This is a genomic window from Burkholderia sp. AU33545 (genome assembly GCF_020419685.1).
GTDB lineage: Bacteria > Pseudomonadota > Gammaproteobacteria > Burkholderiales > Burkholderiaceae > Burkholderia > Burkholderia diffusa.
Window position 1 is genome coordinate 320823 of the sequence record NZ_JAIZRQ010000007.1, and the last position, 22909, is coordinate 343731.

General features: G+C 63.6%; 21 protein-coding genes. 14 read left to right on the forward strand and 7 right to left on the reverse strand.

The features are described 5' to 3' along the window. Positions 1-342, forward strand: coding sequence for a cytochrome C oxidase subunit IV family protein (locus LGM71_RS24285; RefSeq protein ID WP_059599690.1), 342 nt, complete (start codon positions 1-3; stop codon positions 340-342). A gap of 131 nt (positions 343-473) precedes the next feature. Here LGM71_RS24285 and LGM71_RS24290 read toward each other — a convergent pair whose 3' ends face one another. Next, positions 474-761, reverse strand: coding sequence for a hypothetical protein (locus LGM71_RS24290; protein ID WP_059599691.1), 288 nt, complete (start codon positions 759-761; stop codon positions 474-476). A gap of 914 nt (positions 762-1675) precedes the next feature. Between LGM71_RS24290 and LGM71_RS24295 the strand changes: the two genes are divergently transcribed. Beyond that, positions 1676-1990 carry a hypothetical protein gene (locus LGM71_RS24295; RefSeq protein ID WP_174909728.1) on the forward strand — a complete coding sequence of 105 codons (315 nt, stop codon included), beginning with the start codon at positions 1676-1678 and terminating at the stop codon, positions 1988-1990. A gap of 271 nt (positions 1991-2261) precedes the next feature. On the opposite strand, the gene LGM71_RS24300 is transcribed toward LGM71_RS24295, so the two are convergent. Beyond that, positions 2262-2486, reverse strand: a complete 225-nt coding sequence (locus tag LGM71_RS24300; protein ID WP_124627374.1) for a hypothetical protein — start codon at positions 2484-2486, stop codon at positions 2262-2264. Between the two features lie 1099 nt (positions 2487-3585). Between LGM71_RS24300 and LGM71_RS24310 the strand changes: the two genes are divergently transcribed. The 6 genes from LGM71_RS24310 to LGM71_RS24335 all read left to right on the forward strand — a co-directional run bounded on the left by LGM71_RS24310 (position 3586) and on the right by LGM71_RS24335 (position 6494). Continuing rightward, positions 3586-3789, forward strand: coding sequence for a cold-shock protein (locus tag LGM71_RS24310; RefSeq protein ID WP_124627371.1), 204 nt, complete (start codon positions 3586-3588; stop codon positions 3787-3789). Between the two features lie 145 nt (positions 3790-3934). Continuing rightward, positions 3935-4276: a hypothetical protein gene (locus LGM71_RS24315; protein ID WP_159086616.1), complete on the forward strand. Its 342-nt coding sequence runs from the start codon at positions 3935-3937 to the stop codon at positions 4274-4276. A gap of 214 nt (positions 4277-4490) precedes the next feature. Beyond that, positions 4491-4775: a hypothetical protein gene (locus LGM71_RS24320; RefSeq protein ID WP_124627369.1), complete on the forward strand. Its 285-nt coding sequence runs from the start codon at positions 4491-4493 to the stop codon at positions 4773-4775. 279 nt (positions 4776-5054) lie between these two features. Beyond that, positions 5055-5267, forward strand: coding sequence for a 30S ribosomal protein S21 (gene rpsU, locus LGM71_RS24325; RefSeq protein ID WP_082728854.1), 213 nt, complete (start codon positions 5055-5057; stop codon positions 5265-5267). A 637-nt stretch (positions 5268-5904) separates the two neighbouring features. Continuing rightward, on the forward strand, positions 5905-6120 hold the full coding sequence (locus tag LGM71_RS24330) for a hypothetical protein (protein ID WP_226116846.1): 216 nt from the start codon (positions 5905-5907) through the stop codon (positions 6118-6120). Positions 6121-6209: 89 nt separating this feature from the next. Then, complete coding sequence (locus LGM71_RS24335) at positions 6210-6494, forward strand: hypothetical protein (RefSeq protein WP_059605444.1); 285 nt, start codon at positions 6210-6212, stop codon at positions 6492-6494. Between the two features lie 381 nt (positions 6495-6875). Here LGM71_RS24335 and LGM71_RS24340 read toward each other — a convergent pair whose 3' ends face one another. The 3 genes from LGM71_RS24340 to LGM71_RS24350 all read right to left on the reverse strand — a co-directional run bounded on the left by LGM71_RS24340 (position 6876) and on the right by LGM71_RS24350 (position 10163). Continuing rightward, a complete protein-coding gene (locus tag LGM71_RS24340) occupies positions 6876-8315 on the reverse strand; it encodes a DEAD/DEAH box helicase (RefSeq protein ID WP_226116848.1) in 1440 nt (479 codons plus the stop codon). A gap of 131 nt (positions 8316-8446) precedes the next feature. Continuing rightward, positions 8447-9502: an aldo/keto reductase gene (locus tag LGM71_RS24345; RefSeq protein ID WP_226116850.1), complete on the reverse strand. Its 1056-nt coding sequence runs from the start codon at positions 9500-9502 to the stop codon at positions 8447-8449. A gap of 70 nt (positions 9503-9572) precedes the next feature. Further along, a complete protein-coding gene (locus LGM71_RS24350) occupies positions 9573-10163 on the reverse strand; it encodes a flavodoxin family protein (protein WP_226117064.1) in 591 nt (196 codons plus the stop codon). Positions 10164-10281: 118 nt separating this feature from the next. Here LGM71_RS24350 and LGM71_RS24355 point away from each other — a divergent pair, with 118 nt between their 5' ends. From LGM71_RS24355 to LGM71_RS24365, 3 genes are all read left to right on the forward strand, one after another. Continuing rightward, positions 10282-11187, forward strand: coding sequence for a LysR family transcriptional regulator (locus tag LGM71_RS24355; RefSeq protein WP_226116852.1), 906 nt, complete (start codon positions 10282-10284; stop codon positions 11185-11187). A gap of 334 nt (positions 11188-11521) precedes the next feature. Then, positions 11522-11974 carry a pyridoxamine 5'-phosphate oxidase family protein gene (locus LGM71_RS24360; RefSeq protein ID WP_124627363.1) on the forward strand — a complete coding sequence of 151 codons (453 nt, stop codon included), beginning with the start codon at positions 11522-11524 and terminating at the stop codon, positions 11972-11974. Between the two features lie 30 nt (positions 11975-12004). After that, complete coding sequence (locus LGM71_RS24365) at positions 12005-12448, forward strand: hypothetical protein (protein WP_151050040.1); 444 nt, start codon at positions 12005-12007, stop codon at positions 12446-12448. Between the two features lie 169 nt (positions 12449-12617). Here LGM71_RS24365 and LGM71_RS24370 read toward each other — a convergent pair whose 3' ends face one another. Further along, positions 12618-13016, reverse strand: coding sequence for a RidA family protein (locus tag LGM71_RS24370; protein WP_124627359.1), 399 nt, complete (start codon positions 13014-13016; stop codon positions 12618-12620). A gap of 129 nt (positions 13017-13145) precedes the next feature. On the opposite strand from LGM71_RS24370, the gene LGM71_RS24375 reads away from it, so the two are divergent. From LGM71_RS24375 to LGM71_RS24385, 3 genes are all read left to right on the forward strand, one after another. Then, a complete protein-coding gene (locus tag LGM71_RS24375; RefSeq protein WP_226116854.1) occupies positions 13146-14084 on the forward strand; it encodes a LysR family transcriptional regulator in 939 nt (312 codons plus the stop codon). A gap of 572 nt (positions 14085-14656) precedes the next feature. Then, complete coding sequence (locus tag LGM71_RS24380) at positions 14657-15964, forward strand: dicarboxylate/amino acid:cation symporter (RefSeq protein ID WP_059605468.1); 1308 nt, start codon at positions 14657-14659, stop codon at positions 15962-15964. Positions 15965-15977: 13 nt separating this feature from the next. Continuing rightward, positions 15978-16919: an amino acid ABC transporter substrate-binding protein gene (locus tag LGM71_RS24385; protein ID WP_226116855.1), complete on the forward strand. Its 942-nt coding sequence runs from the start codon at positions 15978-15980 to the stop codon at positions 16917-16919. 86 nt (positions 16920-17005) lie between these two features. Here LGM71_RS24385 and uvrA read toward each other — a convergent pair whose 3' ends face one another. Then, positions 17006-22900: an excinuclease ABC subunit UvrA gene (gene uvrA, locus LGM71_RS24390; RefSeq protein ID WP_226116856.1), complete on the reverse strand. Its 5895-nt coding sequence runs from the start codon at positions 22898-22900 to the stop codon at positions 17006-17008. Positions 22901-22909: the final 9 nt, after the last annotated feature.

Sequence of the window (22909 nt, forward strand, 5' to 3'; positions counted from 1 at the left end):
ATGGACCACACCAATCCCGCCGATCGACCCGACGCCGCGCACGGCCAGCAGCACCCGATCGGCATCTACCTGAAGATCTGGGGCCTGCTGTTCGTCCTGAGCACGTTGTCGTATCTCGTGGATTACTTCCACGTGCAGGGCCTGTTGCGATGGGTGCTGATCGTCGTGCTGATGATCGCCAAGGCCGGGCTGATCGTATCGATCTTCATGCACATGATGTGGGAGCGGCTGGCGCTGGTGTACGCGATCCTGATACCGCCGCTGTGCCTGCTGGTGCTCATGGTGCTCATGGCGGCCGAAGCGCATCACACATTTGGCATGCGGGAACTGTTCTTTCGTTGACGACGCCCGACTGCTGTCACGCGATCGGGCAACCGTCCGCGAAATCATTCCAGGAAGCACATCGATAACAGCTCACCGGGCGCTCGCGAACATGCGCAGGAGAGGGCTCGCCCTGAATGCACGTCGCACTTTCACAAGTCGACGACTGAAGCCCCGCTCACTTTCCCGTCGATGATGTCCTTTCCCTGCTGCCGGGCGGCGCGCCTCGCCACGCCAAAATCGGAGAAAGTATCGGGCTGGTTCAGCCTGAAAACGCGGCTGGCAGGTGAGCTTTCGATCGAGGCCGGACGACATATTCGTACCGCAATGTCATACCCTTCGGCGTAACGGGAATGCCTGTCAAAGCGATCGAACGTGCGGGGGAAGACAAGAGGATGAAGTTCGTACCCCTTGTAGAGAAGAAACGGATAGGTCGGCATGTTGGTCACTCCACACGGGGAAGCCCACTATACACGGGAACCGGCAACGCAGGACGCCCCGATTTTTTTCGAACTGGAGCGACTGACGGTGCCCTCGCGCGTATCGCGATCACCGGGTTTGCCAGCGGATCGCTGCCCGCACATGACAGCGGCTATCCGCCATCGAACTCGGCACACGCATGATCCGGATCCGCGATTGCGTTTCCCTCTGCGTGCCTCCTCTCGAAGAGCGTTATCACGTCATATGGCGCAAAATTCAATTCCTCGCGAGCTTCCGGCATGGTCGCTCGACGGCCTTCGCCCTATTCCGCCGCGCCCTCGAGATTCGCGCGCCGGCGTGCAACGGCGACATCGGACAAGCGTGCTTCGTCGCAGCCGAAATAAAGCGGTTGTCCGACCGGCGATGCGCGTATGATGGACTCATCCGAGCCCCGTTTGCAGATCGACTGCTCGCCCGCTCCAGATGGTGTCGTGCCTTTGCTTGCGCACCACATTTTCCCCTCTCACCACACCGTCGAGCCGTGCGACAGCCGCACAGCCCGGAATCGGCTCCTGCACCGCCTTTTGAGTGAACTCGAGAGTTCCTGCAGGACAGAAAAACAAGATGCAATTCATAATCAACGGCGGCAAACATGAGCTGGTACTGTGAAGCGGAACGCGAATTGGTCCATATCAGGCGAGCGATCGGACTGCTCGAGCACGCACAACATGCGTTCGTCAACAAATCGTCTGTAAGTGATCCTGCGTATTGGAGAGTCAGGCTCGGCAAGCTCCGCACGCAATCCGGCCAAAACAGGGTCCTCACGCTCCAGGTTGACGAGCTTTTTTCCCGCCTCGAGCGAATTCAGGATGCGCGCTGCGGCAAATAGCAAACTGTTCCGTCACCGTCATCGCTGAACCTTCGGAGCAATATCATGATCGACGCCAACCCGAGCAACACGTTTCGACACCTTCCACTCTCGCCGGATCAGGACGCGGAAATCCGACACTATATAAAGAAGAAGGAACAAAGAGGCGAGGAATGGGACACCCCTGAACTTGCGATGATGCTTGAAGACATGCTTTCCCCTCCGCCCAGCGAAGACGAGGAGCCAGAGCCTGCGGTCGAAGAAACGAAACTGGCCTGCGAGTATGCATTGGCATCGATCGACGATGCCATGGACTCTGTTTCCGCAAGCGAAGAGCGAATCGCCGCGGTGGAATCCGAGGAAATGAAGCATCCTCGATGATGGTGCCTTAGCGGCGCCAACATGCCACACCCGCGACTTGACGATCACGAGCGAATGCCGCCTGAATAAGCGCTCGTCGACGAACGCGACAAACGGCAACACTGCCCGATCCGTTCGCGAAATTTTGCGGTCCTCAGGATGACATCGAGACGACCGGCAGCTCGACCGTTACCGCTGCGTAGCGGTCTATCGGTCGCTGAAAAGCAAGCGGCTCGATCGCGAATCAAACCGCCCACACCATCCTGACCAGCACCGGTTCCTCATGCGGGGATCAACCGCGTGTATCGACCCAGTTGCGTGCCCAGCGTGCCGAATGCAGAAGCGCCTGCTCTTCACTCGCGAAGTAATCGAGCGAGTAGAACTGGTAGCGGCCTTCTGTACGCGCGCAACCGGTGCGGTCGAGCAGCAGATTGGATGAAAAGGTTCCATCGGGCAAGCGATGCGCCGAAGGTTGAACCGCATAGCCGTTGTATAGATGAACTTGTTTGTCGTGCATTTTAGTTTTAGTGATGTTCGAGTAGGTGCGTTCCGCGCGAGACGCGCACGGGCGCACTGATTCAAAGTCATTTCGCGCCGAATCCAAAGCAAGCGGGAAGTGACAAAAAGGCGTTGCAGCCAGGGAGAATTGTGCAACGAGGTGTATGGCGTTCGGCACGCTGCGCAACGAGCATCGATGCAGCAGGAGCGCTCGCTCCAACTGGGGAGGGGCAAAGCTTCGCGTGCATGTCGCTGCGACACGGCGTCCCTCACGGGAAGCCGGAGCTCCAGACCTCACGGAGGCTTGATGTTCGGCGCTAGCAGACCCTGTCGGTCTTGCTTCGTTCCGAAACGCGCCGTCCTATTTCCAGCCGGAGTCTTGAAGCCCGCTGCTCCAGCCTGGGGAGGCTGAACGTGCAGGTCGTCGCCGACCTCGTCGGGGGGGATGAAGCCAAAGCCGTTGCTATCGGTTGAACCACTCGACCGTACCGGTATCCATGAATAATCCTTGAGAGAGAAATACGAATATCTGCCCTGCTAAAGAGGGCGCGAAGCGTCAAGGAGGGGGAGGACAACGATACCGTTGAGGGACGAGCAATTGATGAACAGCAATCGAACTTCTTGAACTTCGGACGACACACTAACCGCCGGGTAGCACCCAGGTCAACAGGTATCTTGTAACTGTTTCGTCAGCCAGTCAGTTCGACGGTCGAGACGATGTTGCCCCGCTTGGCGTGGCGCACCGCAGGTCGCAGCAAAAAGACGGCCGCAGTGGATGGTGCAAATCACGATTCCGCTATCCAGGCCGCGCGCGTCGTCCATTCGAGGCAAATCCGTCTTCGCAAAAATGTGTGCCGCGCTTGTGCCTCGACTCGACCGGCAACGCTCAATCCGGCTCGAAATCAACCAGAAACGGACAAGGGCCATGTTCATCCCCTCGACCGAAAGCGCTTGACACCCTTCCTGACGGCGCGTACTGTCGGCGATGAAGTATTCAAGAAGCGCGATTGCTGCCCATCATTGACCGCGGCCCGCGGTACTCGTTGTCCTTTCCCTCCTTGATTATTTTCGGCGCCCATCGTTGGCGCATACGCTCGTTCATTCTCAGGAGATCTAACATGGATACCGGTACCGTCAAGTGGTTCAACGATAGCAAGGGTTTTGGCTTCATCACGCCCGACAGTGGTGGTGACGATCTGTTCGCTCACTTCTCCGAGATTCGTGGCGATGGTTTCAAGAGTCTTGCCGAAGGACAGAAAGTCAGCTACGAGACCAAGACCGGCCCCAAAGGCCTGCAAGCAGCGAACATCACCCCGCTGTAACCTTCTTAAGCCCTCACAGCCTCGCTCACGGAGCGGCGCGTCACTGTCGTCGCTCCTTTGCATCACGCACCTCCGTCGCGGACACGACACGTTTCGATGCAGGCCCGACCGGGCCGTCCGTTTCGCATCGAGACACTGGATCTGCGTGCAACCCAATGCCCGTCACAATGCGCGTGTTCAGACGCGATCGGAAAACCATGCACATCAGGTCGCGCAAGGCGCCTCCACGCGCCAAACAACCAGCGATGTTGCCGAGGCTCGGCACGGCGTTGAACTGGGTGCCGCCCAAACAGTCTTCAGTCGCGAAATCGCATCAAAAGAAGCGCACGACGTCTCCGCGATAGCAATCGAGATCGCCGCTGCACAAGCAGCCGCTGCGGTCGTGAAATGCGGTTTCGGCGTGAAGCGAAGCTGGCTTCGCAGCCCGACATCACACGCCTGTGGCATCACCATCGTGCGCTGTTGGATGCAATACGGAATCAGTTGAACGCCCGACAAACGATGCGCGTATGATGGGCTCATCCGAGCGATCACCCGCCCTCCGAGCGCTCCCCCTCCACCGCTTCCCGCTTGCGGCACCGCCCCGCCTCCGCGCTGCAACGTTATCCTCTTCAACCCGTCGGCCCGCCCTACGATGGACGGCGATCGGCCGGACGAGTTCGGCCGCAGCATTCGCTGTGGCCGAACGTCAGGAGCATGTCATGAGCACACATTTCTACCGTGGATTCGAAATTCATCCACTGATTTACCAGCATGTTCCGGCGACGAGTGGCGCCCCGCACAGCCATGATGCCGGCTTCGATGCGGCAGTCAGGATTTGTCTTCGCGATGCCACCGACACGATGACGCAAAGCCAGACTTTCAGGCTTCGCGACAATGCGCCGTTCGATACCGCCGGTGACGCACGTCGCGCATCGCTACGCTATGCCGAGACCATCATCGACGACAATCGCGAAACACACGCGTTCCTTTCAAACGCAGGTTGAGGCAGCTCGCCATGTCGATGCGATCTGCATCGACCAGGATAACGAAATGATCGCCGACGCACACTGCTCGAATTGAACAGACGGCACGAGATCGCGTGGACCGACACGATCTCGCTCGCCGGAATCTCGCGTGCGGCGCTGTGTCGTCGGCAAGCGTGCAGATGTACATAGCGGTACGTGCTCTTTCGATTGGCGCCGGACATTCGGAATGTCGAGTCCGAGCGTCGTCATGGCACGATCCGTCAATTTTTCATTCGAACACTCACAAACAGGACATCCGTGACGACCGTAACATTGAAAGTCAACGAACCGATCGACGTCGCGCTGCGGCGATTCCGTCGCAGCATCGAGAAAATAGGGTTGATTCGCGAGTTGCGCAGTCGAACCAGCTACGAAAAGCCCACGACAGAACGCAAGCGAAAGAAGGCCAGCGCCGTCGCACGGCAGCGCCTACGGGCGAAGCGCATGTTACCGCCTCGGAAAATGTACTAGGGGAACATCGTGTTCGGCCTGCCGGCCAACGTCCCTCCGTTTTTCACGCTGACGAAACGCGACGCAGATTTCGATCGGAAGAAGGACGGGGTGACGCTACTGCCGAACTTCCATGCGTTCGGATGTGAGTGCGCCAGCCGCATCTTCCTGACCGGTCATGACGCATTGCCCTGCAACTCGTCACCCAAAGGAAAACTCGTGAGTGGCTGTCGCCTTTCTAGCTCGTCGAATCACTGCAGGCAAGGCTTGACGTCCATCGCGCGAAATGCGCGTGGCGCGATCGTGTCTGGACAGGTCACGCCACTCTCCAGATAGTGAAGTCCGCCGGCTCCATGGACGACTCCGCGCGCTCGGAACGGCTTCCTGACGTGGAAGGCGACTCGACAGCCCGCCCGCGAGGCGCGCTCGCGAATCGGTTGAGCCTGCGACTGACGTGCATCCGATACCTTCGGAAGCATGTCTGGCAGTAACCGCAAAAGCATGAGGATAAGCATCGGGCAGCAGCAAGCCAGCGAAACGAAGCGTTCATGGCAAGCTCGATTGTCGAGGGTCGGATGATTTTTCATTGCGGCTGGCTCTCTTTCGCGCTGTGCCCTCGACAGCACAACTCGCGACAACCATGAATGTGGGGGCACTTATGCTCTTCGATTCGACTCGGTTCCGAATCGATCCGACACCACGCAGGGCCGATCGGCAGTACGTGGCACACGTGCGGATTATCACGATACTTGTGGACGGAGCGGAGCGAGAGGTGCACGCTAGCGGGGATATGGCTGCTTTCGAGCATCGCGATGATGCAGTTGCGTACGCAACCAAATGGGCGGAAGGATGGCTGACTTCACAGTTCGGTTGAAGACGGGCATGTCAACGCGCGAACGCGAAGCACATGGCCGACGGGCTCCGATCAGCTGACGCCATCTCGAGAAAAAGGCAACGCCGGCGATGACAATCAACCAAAGCGCTATACCTCACTACGTCGTTCTTCTGGGCGGCTGGCGCCCCTATGTGTTGAATATGGAACGCATCGTTATCCGACGCGAAGCAAGTCGGTTGTTGCTTGCTTTTGCACGGACTCATGGAAAACTCGAGCGTATCGACGGTGACGAATGGAACATGTTTTCCGACGCACAGAATCTCTCAGTGCTCGAACGTCGGGAGGCACGGTTCTACACACTGATAACAGGAACCGAGACCGAGCATCAGCTGCGGCTCCTTGCCATTCTCTGAGACCGCCGTTCCGGATGGCGCATGACGTCCCGTACTACTGCAAGATGCCGAAGCGCGAAGACGACACCGGCGCAGTCTCCAAGGGAAATGCATTCGGACGGGGCGCCCGGCTCCCGAATTTGTCTGACGTGCATCAAAAAACTACGCTGCTTGACGTAGACCAACCGCGCCATTGCCCGTTAACTAAAAGCGGGCCACTGGGCTTTCATCAGACGGGCCGCCCGAGATCGAACCATTCCGTCCACTTCAGGCAAGGTGCAGCATGAATTTTGTTTTGGTGGGCGCATTGTTGTTCTGTGTAATCGTCGTCTTGTTCTGGGGCAACCCACGAGACGGCGACAGGTAGAAATGCGGCCAGCGTGGCTCGCCCCACCGTCAGCATCAGCGCGTACCGCGACCACCCACGGGCTTGCCAGCCGGCTTCCGCGAGCCCGCCGCCGTCTTGCCGGCGGGTTTGCCGCGCGGCTTTTGCACGCTGAACGGGCTACCGCTCGACAGGCTCGCCCCCTTGCCCGCAGCCGCGGCGCGCTGCCCCGAGGGCTTGCGCTTGCCTTCTCCACCTTTCGGTCGCGGCTTCTTGCCAGCCACCGGCATTGCGCCCACCCCCGCTTGCGGCACCTTGGGCTTCTTCGGCTTTTTGGGTTTCTTGATGATCTGCCCCGTCGCGCTGGTTTCCGGCACGCGGTGTTCGGCTTCGAAACCCGGCTCTTCCTCACGGCGCAGTGTCTGCCGGATCAGCGCTTCGATCGCGGCCAGTTGCGGTGCTTCATCGGCACACACGAGCGACACCGCCACGCCGCTTGCACCCGCGCGACCGGTGCGGCCGATACGGTGCACGTAGTCTTGCGCGACGATCGGCAGATCGACGTTGATCACGAGCGGCAGGTCGTCGATATCCAGCCCGCGCGCGGCCACATCGGTCGCGACGAGCATCTGCACTTCGCCCGTCTTGAAGCGCTCGAGCGCACGCAGGCGCGCAGGTTGCGGCTTGTCGCCATGAATGGTGTCGACCGCATAACCCGCATCGTTCAGCATGGCCGCCAGATAATCCACGCCATTGCGGGTCTTGACGAACACCAGCGCGTGGTCCCAGTTGTTCTCGGCCACCAGGTGCATGAAGAGGTCAGGCTTGTTCCGCTTGTCCACCGGCACCACCCACTGCTTGATCTTGCTGGCCGTTACATTGGGCGGGCTGACGCTGATATCGACCGGACTGCGCAGAATGCTCGCCGCCATCGCGCGGATGTCGTCGGTAAACGTCGCGGAGAACAGCAGCGTCTGGCGCTGCACGGGCAACGCGGCAAACACGGCGTTGAGTTCGCGTGCGAAGCCCAGATCCAGCATGCGGTCGGCTTCATCGAGCACCAGCGTCTGGACTTGATCGAATTGCACGGCGTTCTGGCGATTGAGGTCCAGCAGACGGCCCGGCGTGGCGACGAGCACATCCACGCCCTTGCGCAACTTCATCATCTGCGGATTGATGCTCACGCCGCCATAGGCGGCCAGAAACCGCAAGTCGAGGCCCTTGCCGTACTCCACGAAACTCTGGTGCACCTGTTCAGCCAGTTCGCGCGTGGGCACCAGCACCAGAACGCGCGCACGGTTGCTGGACACCGCCGGCCCGTGCTGAACCAGCCGTTGCAGCAGCGGCAGCGCGAAACCCGCCGTCTTGCCGGTGCCGGTCTGTGCCGCAGCCATGACGTCCTTGCCGCCGAGCACAGCGGGAATCGCCTTGGCCTGCACCGGCGTGGGTGTCTGGTAATTGAGGCCCTGCAGATTACGCAGCAAGGGATCGATCAGGCCTAGCGAAGCAAAAGACATGGACGTGTTCCGGGCTAAAACCGCAATTCTAGCGGTTGCCGCGATGATCGCGGTGCACGGATGCCCGGTGCGGGGCCGCGTTCAGCGTCGGGCGATTCCTTCGAGTATGGCAAGGATCGCCGTCGGCCGCCCTATTTCGACACGGCACGCGCGAAAGGCCGCGGCAGCCTGCCAGCCGCCTGACGATCGATCATCCAGCCGGGATAGTCGGGAGGCAACGCGCTCACGGCATCGAGATGCGCAAGCTCGGTCTCCGTCAGGACGACGTCGACCGCGCCGAGATTGTCTTCGAGCTGTTCGACGCGTTTCGCGCCGACGATGACGCTCGTGACATGCGTCTTGCCGAGCAGCCACGCGAGCGCGATCCGGGCGACCGACACGCCTCGCGCGTCCGCGATCGCGCGCATCGCTGCAATGCATGGCCAGGCGCGCTCGAGATCGACCGGCGGAAAATCGAAATGGCTGCGTCGCGAACCGTCTGCGGTCGGCGCCCCAGGGCCGAACTTCCCCGAAAGCAGTCCGCCGGCGAGCGGCGACCAGACGAGGAGCGACATCTGTTCATCGATCGCGAGCGGCACCAGCTCGCGCTCCACGTCGCGTCCGGCGATCGAATAGTACGCCTGCAGCGTCTCGAAGCGCGTCGCATGGAGCGCTGCGCTGAGCCCGAGCGCCTTGCCGATCTTTCCGGCGCGCCAGTTCGAGACGCCGACATGGCGAACCAGCCCCTGACGCGTCAGATCGTCGAGCGCCCGCAGCGTCTCGTCGATCGGTGTCACGGGATCGTTCGCGTGGATCTGGTAGAGGTCGATATGGTCCACCTGCAGCCGTTCCAGGCTTCGCTGCACGGAATCCATGATGTGGCCGCGCGACGCGCCCTGATCGTTGGGCTTCGTGCCCATCACGCCCGCGGTCTTCGTCGCCAGCACGATGTCGCTGCGTGCGACGCCCAGGTCCCGAAGTGCCTGTCCGACGAGTCGTTCGGATTCACCGAAGGAGTAAATGTCGGCGGTATCGATGAAGTTGATTCCCTCGTCCAGTGCGCGGGAGATCAGTCGGGTCGCATCGTTCTGGCCGACCGCGCCGATCGCAGCCCACATGCCGGCATCGGCATTGCCGCCCAGCGTCATCGTGCCGAGACACAGCTCGGAGACGTACAGGCCGGTGCGGCCCAGTTGCTTGTATTTCATGGCCGTTTCCTTCGAGATCGGCGGGAAAGAGTGCAGCGGCGCCCGTTCCGGGCGCCCCGCACACCGGATTTCAGCTGATGCGAGCGTGTCCTGCCCGGAATTGTGCGGCGATCGTTGCGACCCGCGCGCCATAGCGGCGAGCCGTCTCGAGGTCCCCTGCCGACATTTCATCGGGCGACGCATCGGCTGGCGTCTGCGCCATCGGCGCGATATAGGAACCCATGCGGTTCAGGTCGTCACGCATCGACGCCTTCAGGTTCGCCGGCTTGATGTCCATGCTCACCCAGATGCCGCCGTGCTGCCCGGCAAGCAGAACGAAGTATTCGAGCGTATTGAGCTTGTCGCCGTTGATGCTTGCGCTGTTGGTAAAGCCGCCGAAGATCTTGTTGCGCCATGCGCCTTCGAACCAGGCCTTCGACGATGCATCGGCGAACTTCTTGAACTGCCAGCTGGGACCGCCCATGTAGGTCGGCGAGCCGAACAGGATCGCGTCCGCGCCGGCAAGCGCGTCCCACGCGTCCTGTGCGATGTTGCCATCGGCGTCGATTCCGACGAGAACGCCGCCGGCGCCCTCGGCGACAGCCGTCGCCATGCGTTCGGTATGCCCGTAGCCGGAGTGATAGACGACGATCGTTTTAACCGGAGAGATGTGCTGTGTCATGGTTGCGCCCTTTCGTTCAGGTGGTCGTCGGGGGACGACATCGGACAGCACTTTACTGAGTCGAAATTGAGTTATAAATGACGACCGATTGAACGTTCTGTTACTCCCAGGGTGAACAATGCAAAACCTCGATGCGCTCTTGATCTTCGCCCGTGTCGCCGAGATGACGAGCTTCACGCGCGCAGCCGAAAGCCTGGGCATCCAGAAAGGACGTGTGTCGATGGTGATCCGCGCGCTAGAGCGCGACATGGGCGTCGCGCTCCTGCATCGGACGACGCGGAGCGTGCAACTGACCGAAGACGGACGCGCCTTTCACGCGCGCGCACGGGACCTGCTGGCCGAAGTACAGGAGCTGCAGTCGATGTTTTCCGGCAATGGCACGCGCCTGCGCGGACGATTGCGCGTCGACATGCCCACCGAGCTCGCGCGCAGTGTCGTGGTTCCCGCGCTGCCGCAACTGATGGCGATGCATCCGGAGCTGGAACTGGAACTTTCGAGCACCGATCGACGTGTCGATCTCGTCCAGGAAGGATTCGATTGCGTGATCCGGCTGGGGCCGATCGTGGACGAGACGCTGATTGCCCGACCGTTGGGCCGCCTGCGCATGATCAATGCGGCGAGTCCCGGCTATCTGGCGCGATATGGTGTGCCGCAAACGCTCGACGATCTCCTCGATCAGGGACACCGCATGGTCCACTACGCGCTGACACTCGGCGACCGGCATCCAGGGTGGGAATATCCGAGCGGCGACGGCTATGCGACGCTTGCATTGCCGAGCGCGATGCAGGTCAACAACGTGCAGACCTATCACGCAGCCGGGCTTGCGGGCATCGGGTTGATCCAGGCCGGGTATTCCGGGGTCGCGAATCACATCGAAAGCGGCGCGCTGGTCGAGGTGCTGCCCGATCTGCGTCCCGAACCCCTCGCGGCGTCGCTCGTCGTGGCGCATCGACGCAATCTGTCGCCGCGCGTCCGGGCGTTCATGGACTGGATCGAGGGGGTGCTGCAGCCTTATTTCGATTGAGGGCGGTGTGGCGGGTAACGAACCGGCTTGCGAGGCGGAGTGGCCGCTGAGGTAGCGCCGACGCACGGATTGTCGGCGACGGGACGCCATGGTGCGGACCATTGATCGTCCGCGATCCGCTCCGGCCACTCGCCTCTGTCCGAAACGGCCATTCACGCACTTCAAACCCCGGCTTCTTTCGCACACCAATCCGGCCTTCCGCCGCTGCGCGCGTGCCGCGATTTTCCGCATTCACTGACGACTGTGTGCATCGTCGTGTTCGGAATTTGATTTGCATCAAGCGCCGAATGACCCGGTGGTACAGGATCGGATTTCACGAAGGGGAAGGTGATCCATGGACGAGCAGATCAAGCAAAAGATCCTGTCACTGCTGGATCAGCATCGAATCATGACGATCGCCACGCTGCGGCCGGACGGCTGGCCCCAGGCGACCACCGTCGGGTACGTGAGCCAGGGACTGACGCTTTACTTCCTTTGCGGACTGGAAAGCCAGAAGGCGGCCAATCTGGCCCGAGACGACCGGGTATCGCTCACGATCGATCACGACACGTCAGATCTGATGGCGATTACAGGTTTGTCGATGGCGGCGCACGCACGACCCGTGACGGATCGTGCCGAAGCAGAGAAGGTCTTGCGCATGCTTCCACTGAAGTATCCGGATATGCAAGCGCCGCCAATGCCAATGCCGTCTCCTGACGAAGTCCGGATATTTCGCGTGATTCCGACAGTCATTTCGGTGCTCGATTACTCGCAGGGCTTCGGGCACACCGATCTGTACACTTGCTAGCGTCCCTCCCCGTCAAACACGTGAAACGCCGTGACGCGCTGCTCGCATCGTAGCCCCAGGTGGGCAACCTGCGCCGAAGCGGGCTGCGTTTATGCATTGACCGTTTTTGTGATCGGCTTCGCCTTCGGAGCGATTCGCGTCCTGCTGCTTGTGCAGCTCCTGGGAGAGACGGCGGCCGTATCGCTCGAAGCGCCATTCATGCTTGCCGCAAGTTGGTACCTGTCGCACTGGAGCGCGAAAAAGCACGACATGCTGACAGATACCAACGAGGCGTTGCTGATGGGCGCAATCGCCCTCGCCATATTGATGCTTGCGGAGTTGTGCATTAACGGGCTCCTGTTCAGAAGGACGGTGCTCGAGTACTTTGCCGGCTTCTGGTCTGTGCCCGGCGCGATCGGCCTCGCAAGCCAACTTTGCTTTGCAGGCTTTCCATTTCTGCAGGCGATCAGTCATCGAACCGAATCGATCACGTGACCGCGATTGCAGCGTCATGTCGAAACGCCGTGCTCGCACATGCGAGGGCCGACGTCGCTTCCGACCAGATCCACCGAATTTCCCCAACATGATCGTTTGCACGACCTGGCAATCCGGCTGAACGCCAGCGCGGTCCCGACCATCGCCTCATAGTCGCCCGACTGAAGCGTCAGCTGTCGATCCGAAGTTTCGCAACGACCTTGATCTCGAAGTCGAAGCCGTAAAGCCATGTCACACCAACCGCGGTGAGCGTCGGATGCGGCGCGTCGCCCCAGAATTCAGGCACGACCTGCCAGATGCGCTCGAACGTCGATTGCGGATCGACCATGAACACCGTGACGTCGACCACATCGTCGAACGAGCAACCCGCTTCGTGCAGGATCGCATTCAGATTGCGAAACGCGAGCCGCACCTGTTCCTGCAGATCCGGCTCGGGCGTTCCGTCCTCGCGACTGCCGACCTGCCCGGATACGAACAGCAAGCCGCCCGCCCGTACGGCCGGAGCGTATCTGTTGCGCTCATACAGCGCCTGACGTCCCGGCGGAAACACCACATCGCGCTTGCCCATCTTCACCTCCATTGACGATCATTGGTTTCGATCGCCTCACTTTACGCACCGACGCACACGCGATAAACCGCCAACCCTGTCCATGACTATTTGTAAAATGCAAACAATTCAATCGCGAGGCAGACACGCATGGATCGCTTCGACGCGATGCGCGCTTTCGTCCGGGTAGTCGAGTCAGGCAGCTTCACGAAGGCGGCCGAAACGCTGCGCATGAGCAAGACCACGGTCACGCAGCTGGTCCAGCAGCTCGAGGCGCGCTTGCGTGTCCGGCTCCTGAACCGGACGACGCGCAGAATCAACGTCACGCCTGACGGCGTCGCGTATTACGAGCGCGTGATCCGGCTGCTCGCCGATATGGACGACGCCGAGACGAGCCTGTCGAGCGCATCGGCTGCGCCGCGCGGCCGCCTGCGCGTGGACGTGCCGAGCCCGTTCGCGCGCCTGATCCTGATCCCGGCGCTGCCGGCATTCCTCGCCCGCTATCCCGACATCCAGCTCGACATGGGCGTGAGCGACCGCACCGTCGATATCATCGGAGAGAACGTGGATTGCGTCGTGCGCGGTGGCGAGCCGACCGATCAATCGATGGTCGCCCGACGGGTGGCCGATCTTTCACTCGGTGTCTTCGCGTCGCCCGGATATCTCGCGTTGGCGGGCACGCCTTCGCATCCCGCGGAACTCGACAACTCGCATCACCGCATCGTCGGGTTCTCATGGGGGCGCGCTGGCCGACTCTATCCGCTCGACATGCATCGCGGCGACGAGACGGTCAAGGTGCAAGGCCGTTACGCACTTGCCGTAGACGACGGCAATGCCTATCTCGCGGCCGGTGTGGCGGGCCTCGGCATCATGTGGCTGCCACGCTATATGTCGAAAACCCCTGTGGCACGGGGTGAACTCGTCACGCTGTTCGAGGACTGGCAACTCGATCCAATGCCGCTATACATCGCGTATCCACCGAACCGTCACGTCAGCGCAAAACTGCGTGTGTTTATCGACTGGGTTGTCGAACTGATGAATGAACCGGCTCCGGTGGACCGGCAACGAACGTATGCGGCGTCACCATGAGCGACCCGCATCCGTCCCGATGACGGCAAGATCGCTCTTTGTCATGCGCGGCCCGCCTCATGCGGCTTCGCAGGCCATTACACGCGGAAACCCGCCAGGCCAGGTGACAAGTGTCGATCGGCTCTGCCGGGCATAGCCCGAACCAATTGCGCCGCGCGCCTTTCAGCGCCGGGAAAAATTCCGCCACGGGCACTGCTGCGCTGCGTTGCACCTGTCTGCTTCCGAATGTTGTGCGCTGCATGAGTGGCGGCGCTCACCCGCACGGCGACTCGATGTGTGCCGCGAGGCCCATCTCCCGCAGCCGGATGCCGGCGCGGCGCGCGTGCCCCACGGCGAGACCGCCGTCGGGATTCAACGACCATCGAACCGGCGGCGTGCTGCTCCGCACAAATCCGATACCGGGTTGCGCCGGCCCCTGGCATCGCAGCGCCACCGGTGCAATCTTCGGGGAGGCAATCGGTCGCGACGCGGCGCTAGCGCAAACCCGCCCCCGGTTGCACTGTTCATCGTCGTTCGCGTCCTGTATCGTCCTTCCATCCCCGGTTGCGGAACCGGTGCATGGGAGGCTCACGATGCAGAAAAAAAATGCTGCAGCCGTCTGGATCCTGATCGCGATGGTGGCAGGCATCCTGATCGGCTACATGATCTTCATGAGCTTTCCTGACAAAAAGGCCACCGCCGAGATCGCCGGATACATCTCGCTCATCTCCGATGTGTTCCTGCGCCTGATCAAGATGGTGATCGGGCCGCTGGTGTTCTCCACGCTGGTCGTCGGCATCGCGCACATGGGCGACGCGGCATCGGTCGGGCGCGTATTCGCGAAATCCATCGGCTGGTTCGTCACCGCGTCGCTGATCTCGCTGCTGCTCGGGCTGTTCATGGCGAACCTGCTTCGCCCCGGCGACAACCTCGGCCTGCCGCTGCCGGACATCGGCGCATCGGCGAATCTCGCGACCTCCAAGTTCACGCTCAAGGATTTCGTCGGCCACATGGTGCCGAGATCGTTCGCCGAGGCGATGAGCAACAACGAGATCCTGCAGATCGTCGTGTTCTCGATGTTCTTCGGCGTGGCACTCGCGGCGCTCGGCGAACGCGGCAAGATCCTCGTGGCCGCGATCGACCAGCTGTCGCACGTGATGCTCAAGATCACCGGCTACGTGATGAAGCTCGCGCCGCTCGCGGTGCTGGCCGCGATGGCCGCGACCGTCGCCGTCAACGGGCTGTCGGTGTTGCTGAAGTTCGCGGTGTTCATGGGCGACTTCTACGTCAGCCTGTTCCTGCTCTGGACATTGCTCGTGTGTGCGGGGCTGCTGTTCCTCGGCCGCCGCGTCTTCAAGCTGCTGGTGCTGATCAGGGAAGCGTTCATGCTGTCGTTCGCGACCGCCAGCTCCGAAGCCGCGTATCCGAAGATCCTCGATGCGCTCGACCGGTTCGGCGTGCGCCGCAAAATTTCGAGCTTCGTGATGCCGATGGGCTATTCGTTCAATCTCGACGGCTCGATGATGTACTGTACCTTCGCGGCGCTGTTCATCGCGCAGGCGTACAACATCCACCTGTCGCTCGGCACGCAGATCACGATGCTGCTGGTCCTGATGCTGACGTCGAAGGGGATGGCCGGCGTGCCGCGCGCATCGCTCGTCGTGATCGCCGCCACGCTGCACCAGTTCGGGCTTCCGGAAGCCGGGCTGCTGCTGATCCTCGGCGTCGACACGTTCCTCGACATGGGCCGCTCGGCCACCAACGCGGTCGGCAACTCGATCGCCAGCGCCGTGGTCGCGAAGTGGGAAGGCCAGCTCATGTCCGAGGCGGAAGCCGAGGCCAACCTGGCGCGCATCGACGCGGAGCAGGAAGGGACGATCGCGCATCCGGCGGATGTCTGACGGAGGCCCGACGATGAAGATGCAGCGATTCTGGCGTGCGCTCGCGCTCGCAGGCCTGCTTGCCGCGGGCGCAGCCGCGCACGCGGAAGATGCGCCGTCCCCGACGCCGCGCGTCGAGCCGTTCGCGCCGGCCCAACTGACCGGCACGCTCGCGAAGGTGCGCAGCAGCGGCACGATCGCGCTCGGCTATCGCGACGCGTCGATCCCGTTCTCGTACCTGAATGCGCGCAAACAGCCGATCGGTTATTCGATCGAGCTCTGCAAGGCGCTCGTGTCGTCGATCGAGGATGCGGTCAACAGGAGCCTGACGATCCGCTGGGTGCCGGTCACTTCCGACAACCGCATCGACGCGGTGGTCAACGGCACGGTCGATCTGGAATGCGGCTCCACGACGAGCAACCTGGAGCGCCAGAAGCGCGTGGCGTTCTCGCCGATCATCTTCGTGGCCGGCACGAAGGTGATGGTGAAGCGAGGCTCGCCGATTCGCTCGTTCCGCGATCTCGCGGGCAAGAAGGTCGCGGTGACGGCCGGCACGACCAACGAGAAGGCGCTGCGCGACCTGGACGCGCGGTTCAGGCTCGGGATCCAGCTGCAGGTGGTGCCGGACCACGCGCAGGGCTTCGCGCTCGTCGCGAATGGTCAGGCCGATGCGTTCGCGACGGACGACGTGCTGCTGTACGGCCTGATTGCCGAGAATGCGGGCAAGGGTGGCCAGTACGACGTGGTTGGCGATTTCCTGTCATACGACCCGTACGGAATCATGTTCCGCAAGGACGATCCGCAGCTGGCGCAGGTCGTGAAGAGCACGTTCGAGGAACTGGCCGTCGACGGCGAGATCACGCGTCAGTACAAGCGCTGGTTCCTGCGTCCGCTTCCGTCGGGCATGAGCCTCAACCTGCCGATGAGCCCGCAACTCGAGACCATCATCGAGACGATCGGCGTCAAGGGTGAATGAGATTGCGCGGCTGACCGCACGGACGAACGTAAAAGCGGCCCCGGTGCCTGATCAGACACCGGGGCCGCTCACATGATGCACCGCGTTCAACCGACCCGCGCTTCTCCCTGCCGCGCCGTCTCATCGTCTTCCGTCGCCGTTCGCGCCAGCACGGGCTTGAGCGCCTGCCCGGTATGGCTCGCCTTCACCTGCGCGAGCCCTTCCGGCGGCGCCGCCGCGACGATCGTGCCGCCGCCCACGCCGCCTTCCGGGCCGAGATCGATGATCCAGTCGGCTTCCGCGATCACGTCGAGGTCGTGCTCGATCACGACGACGCTATGCCCTCCGTCGACCAGCCGGTGCAGCACACGGATCAGTTTCGCGACGTCGGCCATATGCAGACCAACCGTCGGCTCGTCGAGCACGTACAGCGTATGCGGCGCTTTCTGGCCGCGCCGCGTGATGTCGTCGCGCACCTTCGTGAGCTCCGTGACGAGCTTGATCCGCTGCGCCTCGCCGCCGGACAGCGTCGGCGACGGCTGGCCGAGCGTCAGATAGCCAAGGCCGACGTCCTTCATCAGCTGCAGCGGATGCGCGATGTTCGAAATCGGCGCGAAGAACTCCACCGCTTCGTCGATTTCCATCGTCAGCACGTCGCCGATGTTCCGGCCGCGCCACGTGACCGCGAGCGTCTCCGGATTGAAGCGCTGCCCGTGGCACACGTCGCACGGCACCTTCACGTCGGGCAGGAAGCTCATCCCGATCGTGCGCACGCCTTGCCCTTCGCAAGCCGGGCACCGCCCGTCGCCGGTGTTGAACGAGAAACGCGACGCCGTGTAGCCGCGCGCGCGCGCTTCCAGCGTATCGGCGAACAGCTTGCGGATCGTGTCCCACACGCCGATGTAGGTGGCCGGGCACGAGCGCGGCGTCTTGCCGATCGGCGTCTGGTCGACTTCGAGCACGCGGTCGATCTGCTCCCAGCCGCTCAGCGACTCGCAGCCTTGCCACGCATGCGTGACGTTCAGCGACGGCCGCGGCGCGCTGCGTGCGAGCACGCTCGAGCGGCGGTTGGTAGCCGGCGCATCCTGCTGCGCGGCCTTGCGCGCGCGCCGCGTGGCCGGCGACGACAGCACCGAGCGGCCGACCGCATCGAGCAGGTTCGTCATCAGCACATCGCGCGCGAGCGTCGACTTGCCCGAACCGCTGACGCCCGTCACCGCGACGAGCCGCGCGAGCGGAATCCCGACCGTGACGTCGTGCAAGTTGTGCAGCGTCGCGCCGTGCACGGTCAGCCAGCCCTCCGGCACCGCCGGTGCGCCCTTCTTGCCCGCGAGGCTCACCGCACGGCGCGGTTGCAGCGGGTGCGTCATCGGGTGCGCGAGCAGGCGGCCCGTGACCGAATCGTGCTGTGCGGCCAGATCGGCGACCGCCCCTTCGGCGACCAGCGTGCCGCCGCGCTTGCCGGCGCCCGGGCCCACGTCGATGATGTGATCGGCGCGGCGAATCGTGTCCTCGTCATGCTCGACGACGACGAGCGTGTTGCCCTTGTCGCCGAGCTTGCGCAGCGCGTCCAGCAGGATCTGGTTGTCGCGCGGATGCAGGCCGATCGTCGGCTCGTCGAGCACATAGCACACGCCCTGCAGGTTGCTGCCGAGCTGCGCCGCGAGCCGGATGCGCTGCGCTTCGCCGCCCGACAGGCTCGGCGCCGCGCGATCGAGGCTCAGGTAGCCGAGCCCGACTTCCTCGAGAAACGCGAGGCGGCTGCCGATCTCGCTGACGATGTCGCGCGCGATCTGCGCGTCGCGGCCGGTCAGTTCCAGCGCGTCGATCCAGCGGCGCGTATCGGACACCGTCCACTGCGCGACCTCGACGATCGGATGCGCGTCGAACTTGACCGCGCGCGCGGACGGATTCAGGCGCGTGCCGCCGCAATCCGGACACGGCTCGTTGCCGACGCCTTCCGGTTCCTGCTCGTCCGACGGCAAAGTCTGCTCGCGGCCGCGATCGTCCCCGGCGAGCACGGTATCGTCGTATGCCGCGCGCTGTTCGCGCGTGAGCGTGACCCCGGTGCCGACGCAGGTCGTGCACCAGCCGTGCTTGCTGTTGTACGAGAACATCCGCGGATCGAGTTCCGGGTAGCTCGTGCCGCACACCGGGCACGCGCGCTTGACCGACAGCACCTTGATCTCGCCGACGCGCGCGGTCGAATGATCGTTCTGCATCGCCTGGTGCAGCCCGTCGAGCGGCGCGAGCAGGTGCATCACGCCCTTGCCGAGCTCGAGCGTCTCGTCGAGCACGCGCCGCAACTCGGCCTCGTCGTCCGGCGACACGACGATGTCGGCCACCGGCAATTCGATCGTGTGCTCGCGGAAGCGATCGAGCTTCGGCCACGGATCGACCGTCACGAACTCGCCGTCCACGCGCAGATGCGTGCTGCCGCGCGCCTTCGCCCACTTCGCGAGATCGGTATAGACGCCCTTGCGGTTGACGACGAGCGGCGCGAGCAGCCCGACGTGCTCGCCGCGATGGTCGCGCAGCAGCTGCGCGGCGATCGATTCGACGGTTTGCGACGTGACGGGCGTGCCGTCGTGGATGCAATGCTGCAGGCCGAGCTTCACGTACAGCAGCCGCAGGAAGTGCCAGACTTCGGACGTGGTCGCGACCGTGCTCTTGCGGCCGCCACGCGACAGCCGCTGCTCGATCGCCACCGTCGGCGGAATGCCGTACACCGCATCGACTTCAGGCCGCCCGGCCGGCTGCACGATCGAGCGTGCATACGCGTTCAGCGATTCGAGGTAGCGGCGCTGGCCTTCGTGGAACAGGATGTCGAACGCGAGCGTCGACTTGCCGGACCCCGACACGCCGGTGATAACGTTGAACTTGCCGTGCGGGATGTCGACGTCGAGTGCCTTCAGGTTGTGCTCGCGCGCGTTGACGATCCGCACGACGTCCTCGCCCTCGATCGCGCGTCGCTCGCGGGCGGCGTTCAGCACGGCCTGCAGCGGCACGCCTTCGTCGGCGAGCGCGGTTTCGCCGTCCATCGCGCGGTCGTACTGCAGCAGCGCGACGCCGGTATGCGATTGCGCGCACGCCTTCACGTCGTCGGGCGTGCCCGCGCACAGCACGAGGCCGCCGCCGTCGCCGCCTTCCGGCCCGAGATCGATCAGCCAGTCGGCCGCGCGGATCACGTCGAGGTTGTGCTCGATCACGATCAGCGAATGTCCGGCAGCGAGCAGCTTGCCGAACGCCTGCATCAGCTTCGCGATGTCGTCGAAGTGCAGCCCGGTGGTCGGCTCGTCAAACATGAACAGCTTCGCGCGCGCGACGCGCGCCTCCTCGCTCGCGACCCGGCGCCCGCCCGCGGCGGCCGCCGATTCGGCGAGGAAGCCGGCCAGCTTCAGCCGCTGCGCTTCGCCGCCCGACAACGTCGGCACCGGCTGGCCGAGCTTCACGTATTCGAGGCCAACGTCGACGATCGGCTGCAGCACACGCAGCACCTCGGCATCGGCCGCGAAGAACGCGGCCGCTTCGCTGACGGTCAGGTCGAGCACGTCGGCGATGTTCAGCGCGCGGCCGTCGCGCTCGATGCGCACTTCGAGAATCTCGGCGCGGTAGCGGCTGCCGTCGCAATCCGGGCAGCGCAGATAGACGTCGCTCAGGAACTGCATCTCGATGTGCTCGAAGCCCGATCCGCCGCAGGTCGGGCAACGACCGTCGCCCGAGTTGAAGCTGAACGTACCGGCGCCGTAGCCGCGTTGCAGCGCGAGCGGCGCCTTCGCGAACAGCTTGCGGATCTCGTCGAACGCGCCGACGTAGCTGGCCGGGTTCGAGCGCGTGGTCTTGCCGATCGGCGATTGATCGACGAACACGACGTCGCCGACCTGGTCGGCGCCCGTGAGATTGCGGAACGCACCGGGCGACTCGGTCGCCTTGCCGTGATGGCGCGCCATCGCCGGATAAAGCACGTCCTGCAGCAGCGTCGACTTGCCGGAACCCGACACGCCCGTCACGCACACGAGCCGCTGCAGCGGAATCTCGACCGTCACGTCGCGCAGGTTGTGCTCGGTCGCGCCTTCGAGCACGATGCGCGGCGTGTTCGCGTCCACCGGGCGGCGCGCCCAGTTCGACGCATGCGCGACGTGCTTGCGGCCGCCGAGATACTCGCCCGTCAGCGTGTGCGCGGAACGGATGTCGCCCGGCGTGCCGTCGTAGACGATCGTGCCGCCGCGCTCGCCGGGGCCCGGACCCATGTCGATCAGCCGGTCTGCCGCGAGCATCACCGACGGATCGTGCTCGACGACGACCAGCGTATTGCCCGCGTCGCGCAGCCGCTGCATCGCCTCGACGATCCGCGTGAGGTCGCGCGGATGCAGGCCGATGCTCGGCTCGTCGAGCACGAACAGCGTTTTTGTCAGCGACGTACCGAGCGCCGTGGTCAGGTTGATCCGCTGCACCTCGCCGCCGGACAGCGTGCGGCTCTGCCGGTCGAGCGTCAGGTAGCCGAGCCCCACGTCGCACAGGTATTTGAGGCGCGTGCGCACCTCGGCGAGCAGCAGCTTCAATGCATCGTCGAGCAGCGCGCTCGGCAGCGTGATCTCGTCGAAGAAGCGGCGAATGCGCTCGATCGGCAGCAGCATCAGGTCATGCACCGTCAGGCCCGGCAGCGCCTCGAGCTGCGTGCGCGTCCAGTCGACGCCGCGCGGCATGAAGCGATTCGCGGGCGCCAGCACCGCATCGGCGTTCGCCTTCGAGCCGAGCCGCCACTGCAGCGATTCCGTCTTCAGGCGCGCGCCGCCGCAGACCTCGCACGGCGTGTAGCTGCGGTACTTCGACAGCAGCACGCGGATATGCATCTTGTACGCTTTCGATTCGAGATAGCCGAAGAAGCGTTTCACGCCGTACCACTGGCTCTGCCACTTGCCGTTCCAGTCCGGCGAGCCGTTGATCACCCAGTCGCGCTCGGCGTCGGCCAGGTCGGACCACGGCGTGTCGCGGCGGATGTCCGCCTTCGCCGCGTAGCGCATCAGGTCGTCCTGGCACTCCTTCCAGGCGGGCGTCTGCATCGGCTTGATCGCGCCGCCGCGCAGCGTCTTGCGCGCGTCGGGGATCACGAGGCCGAGATCGACGCCGATCACGCGCCCGAAGCCGCGGCAGGTCTCGCATGCGCCGTAGGCCGAGTTGAACGAGAACAGCGCCGCCTGCGGCTCCGCGTAGCGCAGGTCGCTGTCAGGGTCGTGCAGCCCGGTGGAGAAACGCCACACCTGCGGCTCGGCGAGCGCGTTTTCCGCTTCCGGCACGAGCACGTAGACGTTCACGCGGCCGCCGCCGCGCTTGAGCGACGCCTCGATCGCCTCGACCACGCGCACCTTGTCGGCCTGCTGCACGCGGAAGCGGTCGGCCACCACGTCGAGCAGCTTGCGCGGGCCCGTGGGCGACGCGACTTCACGCTGCGCCTGCACGCGCGTGTAGCCGCTCGCGGACAGCCACTGCGTGACTTCTTCTTCGGACGCGCTTTCCGGCAGCTCGACCGGGAACGTGACGACGACACGCGGGTCGTCGGCGCGCGTGCGCTCGACGAGTTCCGCGTAGATCGTCTCGGGCGTGTCATGCCGCACCTGCCGCGCGGTCTGGCGGTCGAACAGCTCGGCCGCGCGCGCGTACAGCAGCTTCAGGTGATCGTTGAGCTCGGTCATCGTGCCGACGGTCGAGCGCGAGCTGCGGACCGGGTTGGTCTGGTCGATCGCGATCGCGGGCGGCACGCCGTCGACGCGCTCGACCTGCGGGCGGTCCATCCGGTCGAGGAACTGCCGCGCATACGCGCTGAAGGTTTCGACGTAGCGCCGCTGGCCTTCCGCGTACAGCGTGTCGAACACGAGGCTCGACTTGCCGGAGCCCGACGGGCCGGTGACGACTGTCATTTCGCCGGTGCGCAGGTCGAGATCGAGGTTCTTGAGGTTGTGCTGACGTGCTCCGCGAATGCGGATCAGATTGCTGGATGACAATTTGCCTGC

What these genes read in the sequence shown, in the direction of transcription:
- LGM71_RS24320 (WP_124627369.1), top strand. Translation starts at nt 4,491, where the DNA reads ATGAGCACACATTTCTACCGTGGATTCGAAATTCATCCACTGATTTAC.
- LGM71_RS24290 (WP_059599691.1), bottom strand. Translation starts at nt 761, where the DNA reads ATGCCGACCTATCCGTTTCTTCTCTACAAGGGGTACGAACTTCATCCT.
- LGM71_RS24360 (WP_124627363.1), top strand. Translation starts at nt 11,522, where the DNA reads ATGGACGAGCAGATCAAGCAAAAGATCCTGTCACTGCTGGATCAGCAT.
- LGM71_RS24330 (WP_226116846.1), top strand. Translation starts at nt 5,905, where the DNA reads ATGCTCTTCGATTCGACTCGGTTCCGAATCGATCCGACACCACGCAGG.
- LGM71_RS24350 (WP_226117064.1), bottom strand. Translation starts at nt 10,163, where the DNA reads ATGACACAGCACATCTCTCCGGTTAAAACGATCGTCGTCTATCACTCC.
- LGM71_RS24380 (WP_059605468.1), top strand. Translation starts at nt 14,657, where the DNA reads ATGCAGAAAAAAAATGCTGCAGCCGTCTGGATCCTGATCGCGATGGTG.
- LGM71_RS24340 (WP_226116848.1), bottom strand. Translation starts at nt 8,315, where the DNA reads ATGTCTTTTGCTTCGCTAGGCCTGATCGATCCCTTGCTGCGTAATCTG.
- LGM71_RS24385 (WP_226116855.1), top strand. Translation starts at nt 15,978, where the DNA reads ATGAAGATGCAGCGATTCTGGCGTGCGCTCGCGCTCGCAGGCCTGCTT.
- LGM71_RS24300 (WP_124627374.1), bottom strand. Translation starts at nt 2,486, where the DNA reads ATGCACGACAAACAAGTTCATCTATACAACGGCTATGCGGTTCAACCT.
- LGM71_RS24285 (WP_059599690.1), top strand. Translation starts at nt 1, where the DNA reads ATGGACCACACCAATCCCGCCGATCGACCCGACGCCGCGCACGGCCAG.
- LGM71_RS24375 (WP_226116854.1), top strand. Translation starts at nt 13,146, where the DNA reads ATGGATCGCTTCGACGCGATGCGCGCTTTCGTCCGGGTAGTCGAGTCA.
- LGM71_RS24355 (WP_226116852.1), top strand. Translation starts at nt 10,282, where the DNA reads ATGCAAAACCTCGATGCGCTCTTGATCTTCGCCCGTGTCGCCGAGATG.
- LGM71_RS24295 (WP_174909728.1), top strand. Translation starts at nt 1,676, where the DNA reads ATGATCGACGCCAACCCGAGCAACACGTTTCGACACCTTCCACTCTCG.
- LGM71_RS24310 (WP_124627371.1), top strand. Translation starts at nt 3,586, where the DNA reads ATGGATACCGGTACCGTCAAGTGGTTCAACGATAGCAAGGGTTTTGGC.
- LGM71_RS24345 (WP_226116850.1), bottom strand. Translation starts at nt 9,502, where the DNA reads ATGAAATACAAGCAACTGGGCCGCACCGGCCTGTACGTCTCCGAGCTG.
- LGM71_RS24370 (WP_124627359.1), bottom strand. Translation starts at nt 13,016, where the DNA reads ATGGGCAAGCGCGATGTGGTGTTTCCGCCGGGACGTCAGGCGCTGTAT.
- LGM71_RS24335 (WP_059605444.1), top strand. Translation starts at nt 6,210, where the DNA reads ATGACAATCAACCAAAGCGCTATACCTCACTACGTCGTTCTTCTGGGC.